This window comes from Bifidobacterium sp. MSK.13.1, assembly GCF_019131435.1.
GTDB classification, from domain to species: Bacteria; Actinomycetota; Actinomycetes; order Actinomycetales; family Bifidobacteriaceae; genus Bifidobacterium; species Bifidobacterium pseudocatenulatum.
Map to the genome: position 1 here is coordinate 1 of NZ_JAHOMM010000002.1, position 21,346 is coordinate 21,346.

Genomic DNA, 21,346 nt, shown 5'->3' on the forward strand with positions numbered 1-21,346 from the left:
GCTCACAACACGCCTCGTTTCAGGGTGGAAGTGAGCGCTTTTTGCTAGTAGACTGGTCGGTTGGAAACAGGGTCGTCAGATCCAAAATCAATATCAACAAGAATAGGCAGGCATTCATGCGTAAAGCCAAGATCGTAGATACCATCGGTCCAGCTACCGAGTCCCTGGAAGGCATCACCAGCCTTGTCGAAGCAGGTATGGACGTTGCTCGTCTGAACCGCTCCCACGGCACTCCGGAAGACCACCTCAAGGTCTACAACAACCTCCGCGCCGCTGCCAAGGCCACCGGCCGCAACGTCGCAGCCCTGGTTGATCTGCAGGGTCCGAAGATCCGTTGCGGTTGGTTCAAGAAGAACGCCGACGGTGAAGACAAGGTCCAGCTGACCGAAGGCCAGGAGTTCGTCATCACCACCGACGACATCGAGGGCGACGAGCATATCACTTCCACCACGTTCAAGGGCCTGCCGGGCGATTGCCATGCTGGCGATCCGATTCTCATCGATGACGGCAAGGTTCGTCTTGAGGTCACCAAGGTCGAAGGCAACAACGTGTACACCAAGGTCGTCGTTGCCGGGCCGGTTTCCAGCCACAAGGGCATCAACCTGCCGGGCGTTGCGGTGTCCCTGCCGGCTCTGACCGAGAAGGATGAAGCCGATCTGCGTTGGGCTATCCGCACCGGCGCCGACATCATCGCCATGTCCTTCGTGCGTTTCGCCACCGACATCGACCGCGCCCACGAGATCATGGACGAGGAAGGCCGTCGCATCCCGGTCGTCGCAAAGATCGAGAAGCCGCAGGCTCTTGAGAACCTTGAAGAGATCGTCAAGGCCTTCGACGGTATCATGGTTGCTCGTGGCGACATGGCCGTTGAGTGCCCGCTCGAAGAGGTGCCGCTGGCTACCAAGCGCTGCATCGAGCTCGCTCGCCAGTACGCCAAGCCGGTCATCGTGGCTACCGAAGTGCTCGGCTCCATGGTCAACTCCCCGGTCCCGACCCGTGCAGAGGCATCTGACTGCGCCAACGCCATCCTTGACGGCGCCGACGCCACTATGACCTCCAACGAGACCGCCGTCGGCAAGTACCCGGCAGTCACCGTGAGCACCATGAGCCGTATCTCCTCCTTCGCCACCGAGCACGGTTTCGACCGTATCCCGGAGCTGAAGAACCTGGATATGTCTTCCACCGGCGCAGTGTCTTCCGCAGCTGTGGATCTGGCTGACAAGCTGAACGCCAAGGCCATCGTTGCCTACACCCAGACCGGTTCCACCGTGCACCGCGTGTCCCGCGAACGCCCGGCCACCCCGATCTACGGCATCACCAACAACGAGCACACCTATCACTGGCTGGCTCTGTCTTGGGGTACCGAGTCCTTCCTGCTCGATGAGGATTACCACGACAAGTCCCGCAAGGACTTGATGATCTTCACCGATAAGATTCTGAAGGATGCCGGCAAGGTCACCGATGGCGACAAGATCGTCGTGCTGAGCTCCGCTCAGGGCGAGCACCAGCCGGGTCGCACCGATTCCATCTACGTCCACACCGTTGGTGCTTGCGACTGAGATGCGTTTCGGTCAGTGGCTGACTGATTAGCGAATAGGAGGGCTTCCGTCCGTTTGGATGGAAGCCCTCCCGTTGTTTTTGGATGATGTTGATATGTTGCCGATTTGCAGACTGCGACAGGTTGCGATCAAGGTGTCGAGTATGGCGCGAAACGCCGACTGCTCAAGGACTTTGCAAAATCATTTTTCTGTGTTAATATGGTCAAGTTGTGCGAAGGCCCCTGTATCCCAATTGGTAGAGGAGACAGCCTCAAAATCTGTACAGTGTGGGTTCGAGTCCCACCGGGGGCACCGGATTGATGAACAGCCGTGGACGGGTATCACCCGCCGCGGCTGTTTTGTTTTGAAACCCATCTGACGCATGTGCCGTTACGTGGGAGCTCAGTACCTTGCCATCCGCCAGATTGTAGGTTATCTCCACGTCCCCGCCTTTTCGCGCACCTCGTCGAGCGCATCAAGGGTCTCAGCCGGAATGGGTTGCCTCGACAGGCTGAGCGGGATACGGTTCTCCCTGACGATCTGCCGGTAGAACGCGCGGGTCACGCTGGACAGGTCAAGTCCAAGATCCTCCACGATGTCCGTAGCCTGTTTTTTCGTGGCGTCGTCCACGCGGACCGTCACCGAAGTCATGGTCATCTCGACCTCCATCTTTTGCTGATTGTTGTAAGACGATTATAGCTCAATGTCTTACGTTTGGTATGGAGAGTCTGCGCATCCTGTTTTTCCGGTTGACGGAATGCGGATTGGGGCTGGACCGTGACTTGAACGCGATCATCAGCATCGGGGTCGCCGGGAGTGCCCTGGAGACTCTAAACGCGCATGGAGGAGATGGAAGATGGACCGGTTCGGACCGGGCAACGTAGGCTCCCGTGAAGTGTGAACCAAGTTGCTGCGCGAGCGACGTGAGGCTTGGAGTTGGCGTCCGCAAGAACGCCATGCAAACTAAAACAAACTAGTTTGTATGGCGTCATCACCCTCGCCGGTGGTCTGAAGGGCCAGAACGGTCCGACCACCCAGTCCGACGTGCGGCAGATCATCGACCTGCTCATCCCATCCGCCATAATCCGTGGGCGTCACGCTAATACGGTACTGGGTGGCTTGGCCGCTGTCTTCGATGACTTGGATGATCTTGCCCTTGAAGTGCACCACAGCATCTTTATGACGCCTAGTCTCTCTCGAATGGTGTACCCAATGTTCCACCTTTAAAGGGTGGTAATTTGTGCGTGTTGCGGTGCATGGGAAGCCAAATAGGACGAAAGAAAAACCAAAGAGCGATGTCTTGCTCCATTGATAAAAGCTAATAAATTATCCTGATAACAGTTTAAACGTCATATAAATTATGTCGATAAGTCCAAGCGTGTGGCGCATTTTCTTTTCGGGTTAAGTAGATGATCGTGCAAGCATGAAAGATGTGCGCGCGAAACAACTCTACAACCCGAGGGGGTGCGTGATGGCAAGATTCAACACACAGCTGGTCCACGGTGAACCGGTGAACGACAATGACACCAGGGCCGTGAATCCGCCGATCTATAAATCGTCCACTTTTGCATTTGAGTCGGTCGATGCCATGCCCCGTTGGGATTACGCACGTAGCGGAAATCCAACGCGCGAATACCTCGAAAGGCAGATCGCGCAGCTCGAACATGGTACTAGGGGATTTGCCTTCGCCTCCGGTCTGGCGGCGATCCATGCGGTGCTGTCCATTTTCCAGCCTGGAGACCGCATCGTTGCCGGAGACAATGTCTATGGCGGTTCGTATTCGCAGCTGAACGAGCATTTCAACCGCTGGGGTCTGGAGGTCACGTCAGCCGACACCCGCGTTCTGGAAGATGTAGAGCGTGCTGTGGCAGGGGATCCGAAACGGGGAATCCAGCCAGCCAAGGCGGTGTATTTTGAAACGGTCACGAATCCGCTGTTGAAGGTGAACGACGTCCACGCGATCGCTGAAATCGCCCATCGATACGGAACGATCGTTATCGTGGACAATACATTCGTGACACCTTATCTGCAGAATCCCCTTGATCTGGGAGCTGATATCGTGCTGCATTCCGCCACGAAATATCTCGCGGGTCATTCCGATGTCATCGCTGGCCTAGTCGTGGTGAAGGATGAGCAGATCGGGCAGCGTGTCTACTTCGCCCAGAACCGTCTCGGTGGTGTCCTCGCACCCGTTGAATGCGATTCCGTGCGTAAGGGCATCCAAACATTGGCTCTTCGCTTGGAACGACAGCAGGAGAATGCCGCCGATGTGGCGAAATACCTGCTTGCCCACCCGTTGGTGAAGAAGGTCTATTATCCGGGTCTTACCGATGGCGAGGACCTGGCGGCCAAGGGGTTGCGCGGCGCTGGCGGCGTATTGAGCTTTGAGGTCGTCGACGGAATCGATCCCGTTGATGTGCTCGACAATCTTCGACTGTTCCGCCTTGCGGTTTCACTGGGCGCCGTCGAAAGCCTGGCGGAGCTTCCGTGCCGTATGACCCACTTCGAACTTCCCCGTGAGGAGAGGCTGAGGGTAGGCATTACGGATGAGTTGATTCGTCTCGCCATCGGCATTGAAGATGTCGCCGATCTCAAAGAGGATCTGGGCCAGGCGTTCGAGAAGGCCTCGGAGAAACACTCCGACAAGTGGAACGATGCGATCACAGAAGATGCATTGGCCTGACCGTCACGATTGGATGAACTGGGGAGGCGAATATGATACGAATTCGTGGAGTTCGAAAGTCGTTCGAATCGCAATTAGTGCTTGACGGCGTCGACCTGGACATTCCGGAACGTAGTGTTGTCTCGATTATCGGTCCAAGCGGATCCGGGAAATCCACTTTGCTGAGAACGATTGACTTTCTTGAGACCGCCAACGCTGGCACCATCGACTTCGGAGAAGGCCCGGTGTCCCTCACCAGCACCAAGCCAAAGGATATCGCTTCGGTCCGCGCGAAAATCGGTTTTGTGTTCCAGAATTACAATCTGTTTTTGAACAGAACGGTTTTGGACAATGTGGCCATCGGCCTGATCCACGCCAAGGGAAAAGGCAGGAAAGAAGCCGTACGAATCGCATATGACGAACTCGACCGGGTGGGCATGGCCGGATTCGCGGACCGATATCCGAGCAAACTGTCCGGTGGTCAGCAGCAACGCGTGGCCATTGCGCGCGCGATCGCCATGGATCCAGAACTGTTGGTGTTGGATGAGCCGACATCGGCTCTCGATCCGGAAATGGTGGACGGCGTGCTCGCCGTTATCAAATCCTTGGCGGATTCCGGAACGACCATGCTGATGGTCACCCACGAAATGCGTTTCGCCCGCAACGCCTCCGACCAAGTCGTGTTCTTCGAAGGAGGCAACATCGTGGAACAGGGGAAGCCGGAACACATCTTCAGCCATCCAAACGAGCCACGAACCGCACGTTTTCTGTCATCGATACACGATGTCAACGTGCTGGACGATTGGAAACCGGAAGAACTCGTGACAATTCAGCAGACGCACTCCAAATCCCCAACGTCTGAATTCAGTAATTGATAATCAACAAACCCTCCAAAACGTTAAGAAAGAACAGGAAGAAAATGTCTGATACCAAATCTGTCTGGAAGAAATATGCTGCCGCCGCGCTTGCTGTCGTTTCGGTCGTTGGATTTGCCTCATGCGGATCCTCGAACGGTGCGGGATCCGATGATTCCGCCACCAGCGAGCTTGAGCAGGTCAAGAAGAACGGTGAGATCGTGTTCGGCACGGAAGGCACGTATGCACCGTTCTCGTACCACGATACCGACGATAATCTGACCGGCTACGATGTGGAGATCGCCACCGCAGTCGCCGAGGAACTTGGTGTCAAGGCCAAGTTCGTGGAAGCGAATTGGGATTCGCTGCTCGCGGGTGTGGACGCGAAAAAGTTCGATACGGTTGCCGACCAGGTGACTCCGAACGATGAACGCAAGCAGAAGTACGATTTCACCGACCTGTACACCTACTCGCAGGGCGTCGCGGTGACGAAGAAGGGCAACGACGACATCAAGAGCTTCTCCGACATCAAGGGTAAGAATGCGGCGGAGACCAAGACCAGCAACTGGAATCAGACGGCCCAGGAGAATGGCGCGAACATCGTCTCTGTCAATGACTTCGCGCAGGCGGTTGACGCCATTACCTCCGGTCGTGCCGATGTCACGTTGAACGACAAGCTCGCCGTGCTGGACTATCTCAAGCAGAAGCCGGACGCGGATGTGCAGATCGCGGCAAAGTCCGAAATCAGCCCCGCGGCGGCCTTCCCGATCCGCAAGGGTGAGGACGACTTGGTGAAGGCGCTGAACGATGCCCTCGCGAAGCTGCAGAAGGATGGCACATTGAAGAAACTGTCTGTCAAGTACTTTGGAGAGGACGTTTCGGTAAAGCAGTAGAAAGATGGGTTTGCCTGTTCTCAACGGATTTGCATAATGCGTGCGGATCCGACGAAAGCGGGCCGGATATGAGGATCGGGCATCATGGATGACAGACTGTTGGGAATCATCATCGGTTCCTTCACGAAATTGCTGATTCCTGGGCTGACGGTAACCATCCCGCTGACACTGATATCGTTCGCAATAGGTCTGGTGTTGGCCATCGCCGTGGCGCTTGTTCGAGTAGCCAAGGTTCCTATGGTGCATCGAATCGCGCAATTCTATGTGTGGGTGTTCCGAGGGACTCCTCTGCTGGTACAACTGTTCGTTATTTTCTTTGGTCTGCCGTCCGTGGGCATTGTCGTGCCGGCGTTTCCCTCGGCACTTATCGCTTTCTCCCTGAATGTCGGCGCGTACGCTTCTGAGACACTTCGCGGAGCTATTCTCGCGGTGCCAAAGGGGCAGGTCGAAGCCGGCCTGACCACAAACCTCAGCTATCTGACCATTATGAGGCTGATCGTGCTGCCCCAAGCTTTCCGGTCGGCGTTCCCTGCATTGTTCAATACGTTCATCTCTTTGGTGAAAGACACTTCACTGGCCGCGAACATCACCGTGGTCGAGATGTTCATGGCCGCGCAGCGTATCGTCGCCACCACCTATGAACCACTGGTGCTTTATTGCGAGGTCGGCGTGATATATCTTGCTTTCTGCACGGTATTGACATGGCTCCAAGGAGTGTGCGAGAAGCAGCTTGCCAAACGGTTCTGAAAAAGGCATCGAGTTCAGTGCCTTAACGGCAAATCCTGTGCTCCTTAAAGCAAAACCAATAAAAAACGATTCGCGTGGCATTCGCATAATGTCGTGAATGCCACACAAATCGTTTTTTTGGCTCTGTTAACTCAGAGTGGACATGAGCCTTCATGTTCACAACTGTAGTTGCACTGAGATTACAGTTGTTGGAGGTGAGGGTGATGGGTTTCACCGAGGAGATCCGTAGCCAGTTGTTCGGCATGGGCGCATTGGGGCGCAGACGGGCCATCAATGAATTGCGATCTTCTGAGGACAAGTACGCGCGCAGTCTCGTCCCGTGTTGGAGGATGTGGTGGCTCGCCCACGCTCGAAGCGCGGACTGTCGAAGGAGCAGATCTGCATCATGAGCGGTGTCTTAGCCAGATTATTATCTCTTTTGCTCCTCAGATCATTAACAGACCTTTGAAGCTTAAGGTTGTTAAGGATAACAACTTTAATTATGGACAATGGAAAGAACTGCCGGAGGAATGTCAAAACAACAAAGCGGAATCAGGGACTTGCTCCTGTTGATGACTTCTTTGGAGTTCGTGAAGAAGATCTGGTAAACCAAACAGATTTAGCGTTTGCTATAGCTGACCTATGTGGGCCGGGGTTGGGATGTGATGAAGATATCGAGGCATATTGCAGCACCGTTAAAGACGTGGATATTCTTAGAAGGGGTTTTCGTCCTGCTCAATCAGATGAGATTAATGTGCTTACTTATCATAAGGCTAAAGGACTTGAATTTGACATCGTTTTTTGTCTTGAAGCCTATCGTTTTATCATGCCTCCATATAAAGGAGTACAAAAAGATATTGAGCAATCTCTTGGCATGCACTATGTCGGAATAACCCGTGCAAAGAAAGCTTGCTATATTGCTTTGGGGTCTCAACGGCACAACAAAGACGGTTTACGAGATGCTGAACCATCGGAGTTTTTAACAAAAAACGAAGCTCTTAAAGGACTGCGCAGAGATGTGCACTGGTGATAGATGAAGGGCCTGTGATAAACGAGCCTCGGTTGTTGAGAGGTGAATTCGATAATCGGATGTGCGGTGCGTTTTTTGAGGGGGTCTGCTTTCGAAAATATCATGCGGCGGGCTTCCAGACGAGAATCGAGGTGTGAGGCTTGAGTTTGGGAAGTAGATGAGAGGAAGAGATAATATGCCCGTCGGCGTTTAAGCTGCGGGCGTTTTTCTTGTTCTACTGAACAAAAATAAGACAGCATGACGTAATCTAAAAACAGCAGACACTCATGTTGGTTACATCCAGACGATAGGTTAATTGATAGACTAAACCGAAAGATGGTTTGCGAGAGAATCCATATGTTTGTGGGGTGAACAATGACTGTTTCCAAAGTCGAATCTCGTACGGTTTCGGAGTGTTCTCTGAACAACATCACGTCCATGGATCCACTGAACGAGGAATGGTACGAAAATCTGATCGTCGAACATCTAACGGAGAAACTCGGATATGAGCACCTGTACGGGCCCGATGTTCGCCGCACCGACGACTCGTATCGCGACGTATTCCTTCCTGATATTCTCCCGGATGCGTTGCGACGAATCAACAGAAATCTGCCGGAAGCAGCCGTCGAGGAGGCCATTCGGAAGATTCAGAATGTCGAGATCGGCAGCTTGGAGCAGCGCAACGAGATATTCAATGACTACCTGCAATCAGGAGTCGAAGTGCACTTCTTTGACGGCAAGGAAGAGCGTGATGACATCGTCCGGCTGCTTGATTTCGACGATCCCGAGAACAACGATTTCCATGTCGTGAACCAGTGGACGTTCGTGGAGTATTCCGAGAAACGTCCCGACGTCATCATCTTCGTGAACGGCATGCCGCTGGTATTGTTCGAGCTGAAGTCCCCGTCACGCGAGGAGACGGACGCTTCACACGCGTACCTGCAATTGCGCCAGTACATGAAGCAGATACCGAGCATGTTCGTGCCCAACGTGTTCTGCGTGATGAGCGATATGACCCAGACCAGGGTCGGCACGATCACATCCGACGAGGACCGTTACGTGGCTTGGAAGTCGGCGGACGGCGACTATTCCGGAACGAAAGCCGCGGCATGGAGCACCATGATTGACGGCATGCTCCCGAAGGAACGGCTGCTCGACATCATCCAAAACTTCGTATGCTTCAACGATTCCTCCGAGAAGGTCGTGAAGATCATCGCCGCATACCACCAGTATTTCGCGGTGCGGAAAGCCATCGTCAGAGCGGAAGAGGCCGTCAATGGGGATGGCAGGATCGGCGTGTTCTGGCACACCCAGGGAAGCGGAAAATCGCTTTCGATGGTGTTCTTCGCACATCTGCTGCAGCGTTATCTTGAAAGCCCGACCATCGTGGTCATCACCGACCGCAACGATCTCGACGACCAGCTTTTCGGACAATTCAGCCGCTGCGCCAGGTTCCTGCGCCAGAAGGCGGTCCAGGCCGAGAGCCGCAGGAATCTTCAGGAACTGCTTGAGGGTCGTGAGGCGAACGGCATCATCTTCACGACCATGCAGAAGTTCTCGGACGGCGACGAGCCGTTGTGCGACCGGAGCAACGTTGTGGTGATGGTGGACGAGGCTCACCGCGGCCAGTACGGCCTGACCGAACGGATCAACGCGGACGGTCATGTGTCGGTCGGCGCGGCCCGTGTCGTGCGCAAGGCACTGCCGAACGCGTCCTATATCGGTTTCACCGGAACGCCGATCTCCACGGATGACCGCAACACCCGCGAGATCTTCGGCGACTACATCGACGTGTACGACATGACCCAGTCCGTCGAGGACGAGTCCACCAAGCCGGTCTACTACGAAAGCCGTGTGGTCTCGCTCCATCTTGACGAGAACGCGCTGGGCCGCATCGACGCGGTCTACAAGGAGTTCGCGGACCAGGCCGACGAGGCGAGCGTGGAGAAGTCCAAGCATGACCTCGGCGGCCTCGATGCCATCTTCGACACTCCTGAAACCATCGACGCATTGTGCCGCGACATCGTGGACCATTACGAGAACAACCGCGCCGACGTCCTGGCCGGCAAGGCCCTGATCGTGGCGTACAGCCGGCCGATTGCGATGAAGATCTACTACAGGATCATGGAGCTGCGCCCCGAATGGAAAGACAAGGTCGGCGTGGTGATGACCATGTCGAACCAGGATCCGGAGGAATGGTTCGACGTGTGCGGCGGCACCACGCACAAGAAGGAGATGGAACGCAGGTTCAAGGACGATTCCGATTCCCTCAAGATCGCCATCGTCGTGGACATGTGGCTCACCGGTTTCGACGTGCCCAGCCTGTCCACCATGTACGTGTTCAAGCCGATGAAGGGCCATAACCTCATGCAGGCCATCGCCCGCGTCAACCGCGTGTGCAAGGGCAAGGAGGGCGGTCTGGTCGTGGATTACATCGGCATCGCAGGCGCGCTCAAGCGGGCGATGAAGGACTATACCAGCCGTGACCAGCACAATTACGGCGACATGAACATCGCCGAGACCGCCTATCCGAAATTCCTCGAAAAGCTCGACGTGTGCCGTGATCTCATGTACGGCTTCGACTACCGCAAACTCATCTTCCAAAACAGCAGGGAGGCGCTTGCCGACGCCATCGCGGAGGGAACCGACTGGCTGCTCGATCCGGAACGACACGAAGACACGGAATCGTTCCTCAAGCAATGCCAGCTCATGAACCAGGCGCTGAGCCTATGCAAAAGCATGGTAAGCGAAGAGGACGCGCATGAGGCGGCTTACCTATCCGTATTGCGCGTGCAAGTTCTACGCTTGACCGGACGTGGCTCCGGCGGGGGCGGCGGCATGACGTACACGGAGTTCAACAAGCAGGTGAGCGAGATCCTCCAGCAGAGCGTGCATGCGGACGGCGTGCTCAACCTGTTCGAGAAGGACAGCGTGGAGATCTCCCTGTTCGATGAGGCGTTCCTTCAGGAGGTCGCCGGCATGAAGGAGAAGAACATCGCGATCGAGAGCCTGAAACGCCTCATCAAGGAGAAAGTGCGGGCGTACGGGCGCACCAGCGTGGTCAAATCCCAGAAGTTCAGCGAGATGCTCCAGAGCACGTTGAACGCGTATCTCAACGGCATGCTCACGAACGCGCAGGTCATTGAAGAGCTCGTCAACATGGCCAAGGAGATCATGAAGGACCGCGACGACGCGCAGAAGCTCGGCTTGAGCGACGAGGAGATGGCGTTCTACGACGCGATCACCCAGCCGCAGGCGGTCAAGGACTTCTACGACAACGACCAGCTCGTCTCGATAGCCCGCGAGTTGACCGATGCGATGCGGAGCAACGCCACGATCGACTGGCAGAAGAAGGAAAGCGCCAGGGCCGGCATGCGGCGTGCCATCAAACGTTTGCTGCGCAAATACAAGTATCCGCCCGAAGGCGTCGAGGACGCCATGAAGACCGTCATGGAACAGTGCGAGCTGTGGGCCGACACCAAGATCAGCGAATAGGACGAGCAGGAGGATAATACAAGACATGGCAAAGAAGAAGGACAATACCGCCGAGATCGGCTTCGAGGAACAGATCTGGAGCGCTGCCGACAAGCTGCGCGGCAACATCGACGCTTCCGAATACAAGAACGTCGTGCTCGGCCTCATCTTCCTGAAGTACATCTCCGACAAGTTCGACCAGAAATACCAGGAACTCGTTGAGGAAGGAGAGGGCTTCGAGGAGGACCGCGACGAATACGCGAGTGAGAACATCTTCTTCGTTCCCGAGAGCGCCCGCTGGAAGACCATCGCAGCGGCCGCGCACACGCCCGAGATCGGCAAGGCCATCGACGAGGCCATGCGCCAGATCGAGGCCGAGAACAACAAGCTCAAGGGCATCCTGCCGAAGAACTTCGCACGCCAGGAGCTCGACAAGCGACGTCTGGGCGAGGTCGTGGACCTGTTCACCAACGTGAAGATGGCAGAAAAGGGCGATAGCCGCGACATCCTCGGACGCACCTACGAGTACTGTCTGGCCAAGTTCGCCGAAGCGGAGGGCAAGAACGCCGGCGAGTTCTACACACCCGCGTGCGTCGTGAAGACGCTGGTCGAGGTCATCGAACCCTACCACGGGCGAGTGTACGATCCGTGCTGCGGCAGCGGCGGCATGTTCGTACAGTCCGCGGACTTCGTCAAACGCCATCAGGGCAACATCAACGACATCTCCGTGTACGGCCAGGAGTCCAATCCGACCACGTGGAAAATGGCGACCATGAACCTCGCGATCCGCGGCATCGACGCGGATCTGGGCGATCATAATGCCGACACGTTCTTCGAGGACCTGCACAAGACCGAGAAATTCGATTTCATCCTCGCTAACCCGCCCTTCAACCTGAAGGACTGGGGAGGAAAGAAACTCGAGAACGACGTACGCTGGCAGTACGGCACCCCACCGGAGGGCAACGCCAACTTCGCATGGGTCCAGCACATGATCCACCACCTCAACCGTTCCGGCCGCATGGGCATGGTTCTGGCGAACGGCGCGTTGTCCAGCCAGACGAACAACGAGGGCGAGATCCGCGCCAAGATCGTGGATGCCGATCTGGTCGAAGGCATCATCGCAATGCCGGACAAGCTTTTCTACAGCACCGGCATACCTGTGAGCCTGTGGATCATCACCAAGAACAAGAAGCAGTCTGGCAAGACGTTGTTCATCGACGCGCGCGATATGGGAACCATGGTGTCCCGCAGGCTCCGCGAGTTCACTGATGAGGACATCGCCAAGGTATCGACTGCGTTCGACGCGTTCCGTGACGGCACTCTGGAAACGGAGAAGGGCTTCTCCGCCATCGCCACGACGGAAGATATCAAGGCGCAGGATTACATCCTGACTCCGGGCCGTTACGTCGGTGTCGCCGAAGTGGAAGAAGACGATGAGCCATTCGATGAGAAGATGACCCGTCTGACCGGCGAAATCGCCAAATGCTTCGAGGAATCCAACCGTCTGCAAGAGCAGATCAAGAAGAATCTGGAGGCCATCGGCTATGGGCTATAAGACCACGCTGTGTGACGTAAGCCTCGATGGAGGACACTACGGCATTGCTGCTCCCGCAGTAGATTTCAAACCAGGGCTTCCCGCTTATTTGCGCATCACAGATATCAACGATGACGGAACTCTGAATCCTTCCGATCGGAAATCAGTAGATGACTCTTCTGCTGGCAACTATTTGCTTCATGAAGGCGACATCGTATTCGCACGAACGGGAAACAGTACCGGTAGGAATTACTATTACGATCCGCGGGATGGAGAATACGCATATGCCGGATTCCTTATCAAGTTCAGTCTTGATCCAAGGAAGATAAACCCTCGTTATATGAAGTATTACGCCCAATCGAAGCAGTATTGGGATTGGGTCTCAAGCTTTAATACGGGAAGCACGAGAGGCAATATCAACGCCAAGACATACGCATCTATGCCGATCGATCTGCTCTCAAGGCAGATTCAAGACGGCATAGTCGCCATTTGCGACGCAATTGACGACAAAATCCGTATCAACAGGCAGCTAAATGATTATTTAGCCAACTTGTGTGAAACGATTGCCAGTAGATACTGTAATGACAGAAATTCACGTCTTCGAGATATCTGCTATCAGGTTGCTGACCACGTCGATTATGACAACGCGAATCAGGAGACTTACGTTTCGACTGAGTCACTAATGCAGAACAAGGGAGGACGGCAACTGGCGTCTTCGCTCCCAACAACGGGCAAGATTACACGGTATAAAGCCGGCGACACTCTGATTTCTAATATTCGGCCCTATTTTAAGAAGATATGGTACGCCCCGTTTGAAGGTACATGTTCGGGTGATGTCATCGTTTTTAGAGCGAATGATCCCAGCAACGCGCCATATCTGCATGCATGCCTGCGGCAAGATTCATTCTTTGACTACGTCATGCAAGGCGCGAAGGGAACAAAGATGCCCCGTGGTGACAAAAAACAAATGATGGAGTTTAAGGTTGCTAGTTCATGCAGTGCGGAAGATTTGATCCTATTAGATTCCGTAATAAAGCAAAGATCTGATAACGATTCAGAGATAACAAAGCTCCAAAAACTGCGCGATACGCTGCTTCCCAAACTTATGTCTGGCGAAATCGACGTTTCGAAGATTGACCTCACGCAGCTAACAAATAATCATTTAACTGTCCGTTGATTGTGATCTTCTTTTGCAATGAGTCCATAATTGCGCAAATAGTGTGCTGCTCCGTCTCGGAAGGAACTTGGACGGAGTAGTTCATAATCGCACGTTTGTCTCCGCGAGGCATTTTCGTCCCCTTAGAAGTTTTTGTCACAAAGGAAAAGAAATCATCAGAACTAAGTATCCAATGCAAATAGTCAGGCAAACATTTTGTAGGAGTGAAAACCAAAACGTCATTAGAACATGCGCCCTCGGCGTCTGCACGCCAAATCTTTTTAAAATAAGGCCTGATATTAGATACGAGCGTATCGCCGGCTTGGAATCGTTTGACTTTCCCGGTATTAGGGAGAGTAGAGGAGAAAATCGGCCCACGATTCGGCATCATAGAGTCGGTCGATATGTACAGCGGCATAGAGGTGGCAGCTTCTGCTGCTATCGATTCGTTTCTGTATTCGCAAACATCCCCGAGTCGTGTCATTCCAAATACCTTCTGTGTGAAGCTTTCACGTTGTTCTGGTTGACCATGGCATAATGCATAGTCGTGTCTATTCTCGCATGCCCGAGCAGTTTTTGCACCTGCTCGATCGGCATTCCCTTGTCGATGGCGTGCGTGGCCAACGTGCGGCGGAACTTATGCGGATGAACTCGATGAATGCCGGCATCTTTGCCGAGCTGTCTGAGGCGGCTTTCGATGCCGCCGATGCTGATACGGTCACCATCGCCATTCAAAGCAACGAATAGCGCTGGATTGCTGTCGTTACGTGATTGCAGGTATGCGGTGAGATGAAGCTTCGTTCTGGCGTCGAAATAAACGGGACGCTGCTTGTTTCCCTTGCCTGTGACCAAGCATTCCCGCTCCTGAAGATTCACGTCGGCTATGTTCAAGCCGACCAGTTCACCCACTCGCATACCCGTGGATGCGAGAATGTCCACGATGGCAAGATCCCGCAAGGTGCCGCATCGGTCCCGCAGAGTTTCCAGATTTTCGTCGCTCAGGACTTCCTTAGCCATTACAGCGGTCTTCACGCGGTGGATGCGCCTTACGGGGCTTTTGACGATATAATCCTCGTCCTCAAGCCATGCGAAGAAGCTTGACATGATACGACGAATGTTGTCGATGGTGACCTTGCCCGCATGACGTTCGTTCTCGTATCTGTTGAGGTACTCGCGCAAGTCATCGCTGCTTATCCGCGTGTAAGGCTTGGCAAGGGCCTGGGTCATGTGCTGAAGCGTGCTCTCATAGTAAGCGATGGTTTTCGGCGAGCAGCCTTCGACCTCTTTTGCCGTGAGAAACAACGTCAGCAGATTCTGCGGCGCTGATGTTTCCTGAGTTGGCAGCAGCGTGACTCTGAGTACTTCGGCCAGATGTTTGAGCTGTGACGGATCAAGCATGTTCTGCATCTGCGACAGAACACTATTAATGATGGTTTCCATAGGCGTCCCTTCCAATAACGGTTAGGAACATTGTGCCCGCGCACCAGCAAATGATTATTTGTTAGCTGCGTGAGATCAACCTTCGAAACGTCAATTTCGCCAGACATGAGTTTTGGAAGGAGCGTATCTCTTAGACGCGAAAGGGCCTGATTCTCAATGTCATTGGAATATATACAGTCCGAAATTGCTTTCAATTGATTTGTCAAGGTTTTGATTAGGTCAAAGGGAGGATAAGGCACAGTGAGATGCCTAAGACCATCAATTGTTATTTGCGGTTGAGCCGAGCCCGTTGCATAATCGTACAACTGATGTAGCATAAAATACTGTTTTAGATACTCGTAATATCGTCTATCTTTAAGTTCAATTATGAGTGAATTTGACGTAATAAAGCTTTTCGGCAGTGAGACAAGAACTTTACCTGAGGCAGCACCTCGGCAAGAAATTAGTATCTGAGGCTCTTCGTACAAGTACTTAGAATAAAAGCCAATCTGGCCATTCCCGCCAAAGACCGGATATCCATCCTCCACTAGTTCATTTTTCGCTAGCCCTTTTCCGTACTTGATATCAGCAATATCGAATAGAGCGATCCTTTCTTCGATATGAGATGCTTGATTTTGGAAAACAGTAGAAGCAAAGTCTGCCAAATAATCATTTATCAGGCTGTGGGTCTTTTTGTAGCGTTTGTTGTCCGTCCGGATTGGCCTCTGAATTTCATGAGTGGTTCCGTGAACATTTTTTCTTTGGTTACGGTCACCTATGCAAAGCAGATTTGGGATGGGAGGATCTGCCCTAAAGATACCAAGGAAGAAGAATCCTGCAGGCTAGTTGTGACTGTAATCGAGGTGGGGAGCAAGAACTGATGAGGCCGGATTTTCGAAGAAGTGAATTAAATGAGGGACAGGTCGAAATGAAAGTGGACGATGATGCGCATTCAATCGTGCCTGGATCAACGTCAGCGTATGTCCAAAAGAACTCCGTGACGACATCTGGGTCATCGGACAATTTATTGCAACAATTGTTGCGGTTGGTAACTGTTCAGGGCTGTTTATTGGCGTTATGTACTTTGCGTCGATATTCATCGAGCCCGGACGATCGACATGACGCCGATTAGCGTAGTCCAGGAAAGATTGTCGATGAATAAACTGCTGGTTCGATGGACATTGGAAACCATATTCGATGTTCATCGAACCGGCAGTTTCTATTTACTTTCAGTGCTGTACCGACAGTGTTTGCTGCAAGGTATGTGAGTCGTGTGGAGGCACGACGACCGCGCAATCGCGATTGTTGACCGCTTCCACGCAGACGAAGCCGCGCCATTCGCCCTCATCCAAATCGCCGATGGCGTTTCCGGCTTGTTCTCCCGGATTCCATACCACGGTCTGCGCTGCGCCCTGCTTGGCGACAATGATGGTGCGCTGCAACACGGGGTCGCGCAGCTCAAGCGTATCCGCCGAATAGTAGATGCGGTCAACCATGCCTTGGAAGGTCACAGGTTCATCACCTTGGCTGCAACGTGGATCGCCGTCCAATACGGTATCGAGATAGTCCGCGCCCTCCAGCCCGCATACCTGCGACTGTTCGGCGTCGCCAACCTGCAGATACGTATGCAGTGCCTCTTCGTAAGACAATGGCTCGTCTCCATCGTTATATACGGTAAGCGACATCGTCAACTCACAGCCGACTTCAATGGTGTAAACGGCATGAAATTGAGGATTCGGTCCAGAAACAAACTGGGAAAGTATATCTGCGTTGATCTCGCTGGAATCCAATGTATAGCGCAACAAGGCATCGGAAGAACCTTCCTTGTCATAATGCCAGAAGCTATTGCGGGCAAAACCATGCTTGGGCTTCTTCGAAGCCACATGCCCGCCTTCGAAACCGGAATTGAACCAAGGGAAAATAATCGGAACACCGCCGCGGATGGCAGTTCCTTCCTTAAGATGAATCGCCTTTGGCCGCCAAACCACAGCCTGTTCGCCGGCAGGTGCCCAGGAAAGCACATGCGCACCGTAATCGCTGACTGATGCCGTTGCGTCTTCGTTGACAATATCTCTGATAGTGAAAGTGCTACTCATACGACCAGTATAAACAAGACGACGTTGAAGCGGGATTGTGGAAAGAAGGACTTTGCAGGATTGCGGAATTTCTAGGATTTTTCGGCTTTGCACGTGAAGGAAAAAGAGGATTGCGGCAACACGCGCTTGTAGGCTTCTGCTAGTATCATCCATGAAAGTACAAGGAAGATAGCCGGTTCGTTCCAACTTGCGTGATGGAGGGTGAATCAAGGCTGTGAAAAGCTGAAGATTTCCAGAATCCGAACGATTGCAAGTAACGGCATCGAATCAGTCCAGGACCAGGTTGGGGTTTGTGAGACCGGCTTTGGGTGTGACAGTGGAAAGAGACCGACATGTCTGCAGAAAAGACCACGGAACCGGACGAAGTGCTCACCGACGATGAACTTCAGGCTGCCGCAGCGCCTGAGCAGTCCATCGAGGAAGATGACAAACCTCGCAAGCGTACCGTCGTCGTGGCCGAAGACGAATCCGTGAACCGTATGGATTTGGTTGCCATGCTGGAAGATAGTGGCTACGAGGTTGTGGGCGAAGCCGCTAACGGTGAGGAAGCAGTCGAATTGACCCGCAAGTTCCGTCCAAGCGTGGTATGCATGGACGTCAAGATGCCTCGTATGGATGGCATCGAAGCGGCGGGCATCATCTGTGATGAGAATATCGCTCCGGTCGTTATGCTTACGGCATTCTCCCAGTCCGATCTGGTCAAGAAGGCCACGGGTGCAGGTGCCATGGCATACGTCACCAAGCCGTATGAGGAATCCAAGCTGCTTCCGGCTCTGGAAGTGGCCATGGGCCGTTTCGCCGAAATCAACGATCTGCTCGACAATGTGGAGCGCAGCGAATCCAAGCTGCACGAAACCGAAGAGCAGCTGAAGAAGGCGGAAGAGCAGCTGAAGAAGGCTGAGGAAACCCTCGAGGAACGTAAGCTTGTCGACCGTGCCAAGGGCCTGCTGATGGATAAGGCTGACTTCTCCGAGCAGGGCGCGTTCCGTTGGATTCAGAAGACCTCCATGGACCAGCGCATCCCGAAGAAGCGTCTGGCTATGGCCATCATCGCCAAGTACGGTGATCAGAAGTCGGAAGCAGAGGATGAGCGCTAACACAGCAACTGTGGAAGGCACTACGCGCGGGACGCTATTGGTCGTTGACGGCCATTCCTTGGCGTTCCGCGCTTTTTTTGCCTTGCCCGTAGAGAATTTCAGTACATCCGCAGGTCAGGCGACCAACGCCGTATGGGGCTTCGCCACCATGCTGTCGCAGGTGATCGACGCGGAACATCCGGATCATCTTGCCGTCGCTTTCGATGTCAAAGGCGGTACCTTCCGCAATACGATGCTGCCGCAGTACAAAGGCACGCGAGATGCGGCTCCGGAAGATCTATTGACCCAGCTGCCGTTGATTCAACGGATGCTGACGGCCCTTGGCGTCACGTTCATCGAAAAACCTGGATACGAGGGCGATGATGTGATTGGCACGTTGGCGAGCATGGGAGACAAAGCAGGCTATCGCACGCTGGTGCTATCCGGCGATCGTGACGCGTTCCAGCTCATCAACGACAACATCACCGTGTTGTATCCGGGGCATCATTTCAAAGATTTGAAGCACATGACTCCCGACGCGGTGGTGGAGAAATACCACGTCACGCCGGAGCAATATCCGGATCTTGCCGCGCTTCGTGGCGAAACCGCCGACAACATTCCCGGCGTTCCCGGCGTGGGCGATGGATTCGCGGCCAAATGGATCAACCTGTATGGCGGACTTGACCAGATTATCGAGCATGCCGACGAAATCGGCGGCAAAAAAGGCGAGGCGTTGCGGGCCAATATCGATCAGGTCAAACTGAATCGTTCCGTGAATGCCTTGGTGCGTGACCTTGACCTTGGCGTGTCCATCGAGGATTTGACTTTCGGTCAGGTGGACGCCAACCAGCTCAACCAACTGTTCACCAGACTTGAATTCGGCATACGCACCAAAAACCGTGTGCTGAGAACATTCAATGCGGGGAAGCCCACCAACGATCCCGTGCAGCAAGACGAGTCCGGCAAGCTGGAAATACCTCAGTATGAAACGGTTGACTCGCCGGAAGCATTGGAAGCATGGGTACGAGACAATCTGCCGATGCCGAACGGGCATCTGCATGACGAACGTGAAATCGCGCCGAAGACGACTCCCTCCGGCTTCGCCATTGATCATACGAAGCAGTGTGCGCAGTCCGTGGCGCATTCGTGGGTGTTGCAGGTGGAAGGCGAAAGCAAGCCGGGGAACGCGGCCTATGCGTCGCTGATGATCGCTGCACATGATAAAGCGATTCGTACCAATCGTGTTGACCGTGACATGGCGTCACAACTGCAAACGGTACTTGACGAACACCACCAATCCATGGTGGTGCATGGGTATAAGGAACAGTCCCACCTGCTGGAAAGCGTCGGTGTGGCGTTGCCGAAGCCGCTGTTCGACACCAAGCTTGCCGGGTATCTGGTCCATCCCGATTTCCATGCCGACACGTTGGAACAGGCGGCGGCGCATTTCCTTGACCTGCATATCGAGGAACAGTCCGAGGGCGCGACGCAAGGCACGCTTGATTTCGACGAGCCGGACGATAGTGCGCAGCGGAACGACAACCAGCTTCCGCGCCATACTGCGATTGTTGGTTTGCTGGCGCGTAAACTGGCGGATTCATTGGATCAGCGTGAGCAGTTCTCATTGCTTGAATCTGTGGAGATTCCAGTATCCCGTGTGCTGTACGGCATGGAGCATGCCGGTGCGCAAGTCGATATGAACAGGCTGATGAGCATGCGCGAACAGCTTGCCGCCGACGCGAATTACGCGCAGGAAACGGCATGGCAGTATGCGGGCGAGCGCGTGAATCTGCAAAGTCCTAAGCAGTTGCAGAAGATTCTGTTTGAGGATATGGGCTTGAAGCCTACGAAGAAGACTAAGACTGGTTCGTATACTACGAATGCGGCTGCTTTGCAGGTGTTGCGTGATCGTTCGTATGGTAATGATAGGGCTTGTCAGTTTCTTGATGCGTTGTTGTTGCATCGTGAGAAGAATAAGCTTAAGCAGATTGTGCAGACGTTGATTGATGCGACGAACAGGTCTGATGGTCGCATTCATACGACGTTTGAGCAGACTGTGGCTGCGACTGGTCGGTTGAGTTCGGTTGATCCGAATTTGCAGAATATTCCGAATCGTGATCCTGCTGGTCGTGAGATTCGTTCGGCTTTTGTGCCTGGTGAGGGTTTTGAGTCGTTGTTGAGCTCGGATTATTCTCAGGTTGAGTTGCGTATTATGGCTGATCTTTCTGGTGATGAGGCGTTGATTGAGGCGTTCCGTTCCGGTAGGGATTTTCATAAGTATGTGGCGAGTTTGGTGTATGGCGTTCCTGTGGATGAGATTACGTCTGATCAGCGCAGTCATGTTAAGGCGATGAGCTATGGCTTGGCATATGGGCTGAGCACGTATGGGCTTTCGCAGCAGCTTGGCATTAAGCCGGGTGAGGCCGAGTCATTGAAGCGGCAGTATTTTGCGACGTTCGGCAAGGTCCATGAGTATTTGGAGTCGTTGGTTTCTTCGGCTCGTGAAAAGGGATATACGGAGACGATTTATGGTCGTCGTAGGTATTTTCCGGGCTTGAAGTCGCCGAATCGTGCGGTACGTGATGCTGCGGAGCGTGCCGCATTGAATGCGCCTATTCAGGGTTCTGCTGCGGATATTATGAAGATCGCTATGATTCGTGCTGATGATGCGTTGCATGAGGCTGGTCTTGCCAGTCGGATTATTTTGCAGATTCATGATGAACTTGTGGTGGAGGTTGCGCCGGGTGAGGCGGAGCGTGTCACTGCGTTGGTGAAGGATGCCATGGAGCATGCGGTCGATATGGCGGTTCCGTTGGATGTTTCCACGGGTATTGGTTCGGATTGGCAGCTTGCCGCGCACTGATACGGTACTGGGTTTCGTGTGTGTTGCGGATGTGCGTGGTCGAGCA

General features: G+C 53.8%; 16 protein-coding genes, 1 tRNA gene and 1 pseudogene. 12 read left to right on the top strand and 6 right to left on the bottom strand.

Annotated features, from left to right (window positions below; all coding sequences use genetic code 11):
• The first annotated feature begins 116 nt into the window (after positions 1–116).
• Both pyk and KSY55_RS02755 read left to right on the top strand, forming a co-directional pair.
• Positions 117–1,559, top strand: a complete 1,443-nt coding sequence (gene pyk, locus KSY55_RS02750) for a pyruvate kinase (RefSeq protein WP_022245556.1) — start codon at positions 117–119, stop codon at positions 1,557–1,559.
• Positions 1,560–1,776: 217 nt separating this feature from the next.
• A tRNA-Leu gene (locus KSY55_RS02755) sits at positions 1,777–1,850 on the top strand.
• Between the two features lie 144 nt (positions 1,851–1,994).
• On the opposite strand, the pseudogene KSY55_RS02760 reads toward KSY55_RS02755, so the two are convergent.
• Positions 1,995–2,195, bottom strand: a pseudogene (locus KSY55_RS02760) (type II toxin-antitoxin system RelB/DinJ family antitoxin); the annotation flags it as partial.
• Positions 2,196–2,501: 306 nt separating this feature from the next.
• Positions 2,502–2,708 (bottom strand): hypothetical protein, encoded by a 207-nt coding sequence (locus KSY55_RS02765; protein WP_155497141.1) that lies wholly within the window; start codon positions 2,706–2,708, stop codon positions 2,502–2,504.
• A 301-nt stretch (positions 2,709–3,009) separates the two neighbouring features.
• Here KSY55_RS02765 and KSY55_RS02770 point away from each other — a divergent pair, with 301 nt between their 5' ends.
• From KSY55_RS02770 to KSY55_RS02805, 8 genes are all read left to right on the top strand, one after another.
• Positions 3,010–4,221, top strand: coding sequence for a PLP-dependent aspartate aminotransferase family protein (locus KSY55_RS02770; RefSeq protein WP_034880624.1), 1,212 nt, complete (start codon positions 3,010–3,012; stop codon positions 4,219–4,221).
• A 32-nt stretch (positions 4,222–4,253) separates the two neighbouring features.
• Positions 4,254–5,075, top strand: a complete 822-nt coding sequence (locus KSY55_RS02775) for an amino acid ABC transporter ATP-binding protein (RefSeq protein WP_022245461.1) — start codon at positions 4,254–4,256, stop codon at positions 5,073–5,075.
• Between the two features lie 44 nt (positions 5,076–5,119).
• Positions 5,120–5,947 (top strand): amino acid ABC transporter substrate-binding protein, encoded by an 828-nt coding sequence (locus KSY55_RS02780; RefSeq protein WP_022245462.1) that lies wholly within the window; start codon positions 5,120–5,122, stop codon positions 5,945–5,947.
• Between the two features lie 84 nt (positions 5,948–6,031).
• Positions 6,032–6,694, top strand: a complete 663-nt coding sequence (locus KSY55_RS02785; protein WP_033501738.1) for an amino acid ABC transporter permease — start codon at positions 6,032–6,034, stop codon at positions 6,692–6,694.
• A gap of 481 nt (positions 6,695–7,175) precedes the next feature.
• Complete coding sequence (locus KSY55_RS02790) at positions 7,176–7,703, top strand: 3'-5' exonuclease (protein ID WP_217749548.1); 528 nt, start codon at positions 7,176–7,178, stop codon at positions 7,701–7,703.
• Between the two features lie 354 nt (positions 7,704–8,057).
• Positions 8,058–11,177 (top strand): type I restriction endonuclease subunit R, encoded by a 3,120-nt coding sequence (locus KSY55_RS02795; protein ID WP_217749547.1) that lies wholly within the window; start codon positions 8,058–8,060, stop codon positions 11,175–11,177.
• Between the two features lie 25 nt (positions 11,178–11,202).
• The gene (locus KSY55_RS02800; protein ID WP_217749546.1) at positions 11,203–12,711 is read left to right on the top strand and encodes a class I SAM-dependent DNA methyltransferase; all 1,509 of its coding nucleotides are present in this window, start codon (positions 11,203–11,205) and stop codon (positions 12,709–12,711) included.
• Positions 12,701–13,867, top strand: coding sequence for a restriction endonuclease subunit S (locus tag KSY55_RS02805; RefSeq protein ID WP_217753808.1), 1,167 nt, complete (start codon positions 12,701–12,703; stop codon positions 13,865–13,867). Before KSY55_RS02800 ends, KSY55_RS02805 begins: the two co-directional genes overlap by 11 nt.
• On the opposite strand, the gene KSY55_RS02810 is transcribed toward KSY55_RS02805, so the two are convergent.
• The 4 genes from KSY55_RS02810 to KSY55_RS02820 form a co-directional block, all read right to left on the bottom strand.
• Complete coding sequence (locus tag KSY55_RS02810; RefSeq protein WP_217753809.1) at positions 13,830–14,330, bottom strand: restriction endonuclease subunit S; 501 nt, start codon at positions 14,328–14,330, stop codon at positions 13,830–13,832. The two genes, KSY55_RS02805 and KSY55_RS02810, sit on opposite strands and share 38 nt — an antisense overlap.
• A complete protein-coding gene (xerA, locus tag KSY55_RS02815) occupies positions 14,327–15,253 on the bottom strand; it encodes a site-specific tyrosine recombinase/integron integrase (RefSeq protein ID WP_368660434.1) in 927 nt (308 codons plus the stop codon). Before xerA ends, KSY55_RS02810 begins: the two co-directional genes overlap by 4 nt.
• Positions 15,151–15,930, bottom strand: a complete 780-nt coding sequence (locus KSY55_RS09240; RefSeq protein WP_368660433.1) for a restriction endonuclease subunit S — start codon at positions 15,928–15,930, stop codon at positions 15,151–15,153. Before KSY55_RS09240 ends, xerA begins: the two co-directional genes overlap by 103 nt.
• A gap of 564 nt (positions 15,931–16,494) precedes the next feature.
• Positions 16,495–17,361, bottom strand: coding sequence for a D-hexose-6-phosphate mutarotase (locus KSY55_RS02820; protein ID WP_072043380.1), 867 nt, complete (start codon positions 17,359–17,361; stop codon positions 16,495–16,497).
• A 332-nt stretch (positions 17,362–17,693) separates the two neighbouring features.
• On the opposite strand from KSY55_RS02820, the gene KSY55_RS02825 reads away from it, so the two are divergent.
• Both KSY55_RS02825 and polA read left to right on the top strand, forming a co-directional pair.
• The gene (locus KSY55_RS02825) at positions 17,694–18,458 is read left to right on the top strand and encodes an ANTAR domain-containing response regulator (protein ID WP_004221618.1); all 765 of its coding nucleotides are present in this window, start codon (positions 17,694–17,696) and stop codon (positions 18,456–18,458) included.
• Positions 18,448–21,300, top strand: a complete 2,853-nt coding sequence (gene polA / locus KSY55_RS02830) for a DNA polymerase I (RefSeq protein WP_065437869.1) — start codon at positions 18,448–18,450, stop codon at positions 21,298–21,300. The genes KSY55_RS02825 and polA overlap by 11 nt, the downstream gene beginning before the upstream one ends.
• The last annotated feature ends 46 nt before the right edge of the window (positions 21,301–21,346 follow it).

Bases quoted from the DNA above. Each gene is read 5' to 3' on its own strand.
- pyk (WP_022245556.1), top strand. From the start codon at position 117: ATGCGTAAAGCCAAGATCGTAGATACCATCGGTCCAGCTACCGAGTCC.
- KSY55_RS02810 (WP_217753809.1), bottom strand. From the start codon at position 14,330: ATGACACGACTCGGGGATGTTTGCGAATACAGAAACGAATCGATAGCA.
- KSY55_RS02780 (WP_022245462.1), top strand. From the start codon at position 5,120: ATGTCTGATACCAAATCTGTCTGGAAGAAATATGCTGCCGCCGCGCTT.
- xerA (WP_368660434.1), bottom strand. From the start codon at position 15,253: ATGCAGAACATGCTTGATCCGTCACAGCTCAAACATCTGGCCGAAGTA.
- KSY55_RS02795 (WP_217749547.1), top strand. From the start codon at position 8,058: ATGACTGTTTCCAAAGTCGAATCTCGTACGGTTTCGGAGTGTTCTCTG.
- KSY55_RS02770 (WP_034880624.1), top strand. From the start codon at position 3,010: ATGGCAAGATTCAACACACAGCTGGTCCACGGTGAACCGGTGAACGAC.
- polA (WP_065437869.1), top strand. From the start codon at position 18,448: ATGAGCGCTAACACAGCAACTGTGGAAGGCACTACGCGCGGGACGCTA.
- KSY55_RS02825 (WP_004221618.1), top strand. From the start codon at position 17,694: ATGTCTGCAGAAAAGACCACGGAACCGGACGAAGTGCTCACCGACGAT.
- KSY55_RS02820 (WP_072043380.1), bottom strand. From the start codon at position 17,361: ATGAGTAGCACTTTCACTATCAGAGATATTGTCAACGAAGACGCAACG.
- KSY55_RS02775 (WP_022245461.1), top strand. From the start codon at position 4,254: ATGATACGAATTCGTGGAGTTCGAAAGTCGTTCGAATCGCAATTAGTG.
- KSY55_RS02785 (WP_033501738.1), top strand. From the start codon at position 6,032: ATGGATGACAGACTGTTGGGAATCATCATCGGTTCCTTCACGAAATTG.
- KSY55_RS02790 (WP_217749548.1), top strand. From the start codon at position 7,176: ATGGACAATGGAAAGAACTGCCGGAGGAATGTCAAAACAACAAAGCGG.
- KSY55_RS02805 (WP_217753808.1), top strand. From the start codon at position 12,701: ATGGGCTATAAGACCACGCTGTGTGACGTAAGCCTCGATGGAGGACAC.
- KSY55_RS02800 (WP_217749546.1), top strand. From the start codon at position 11,203: ATGGCAAAGAAGAAGGACAATACCGCCGAGATCGGCTTCGAGGAACAG.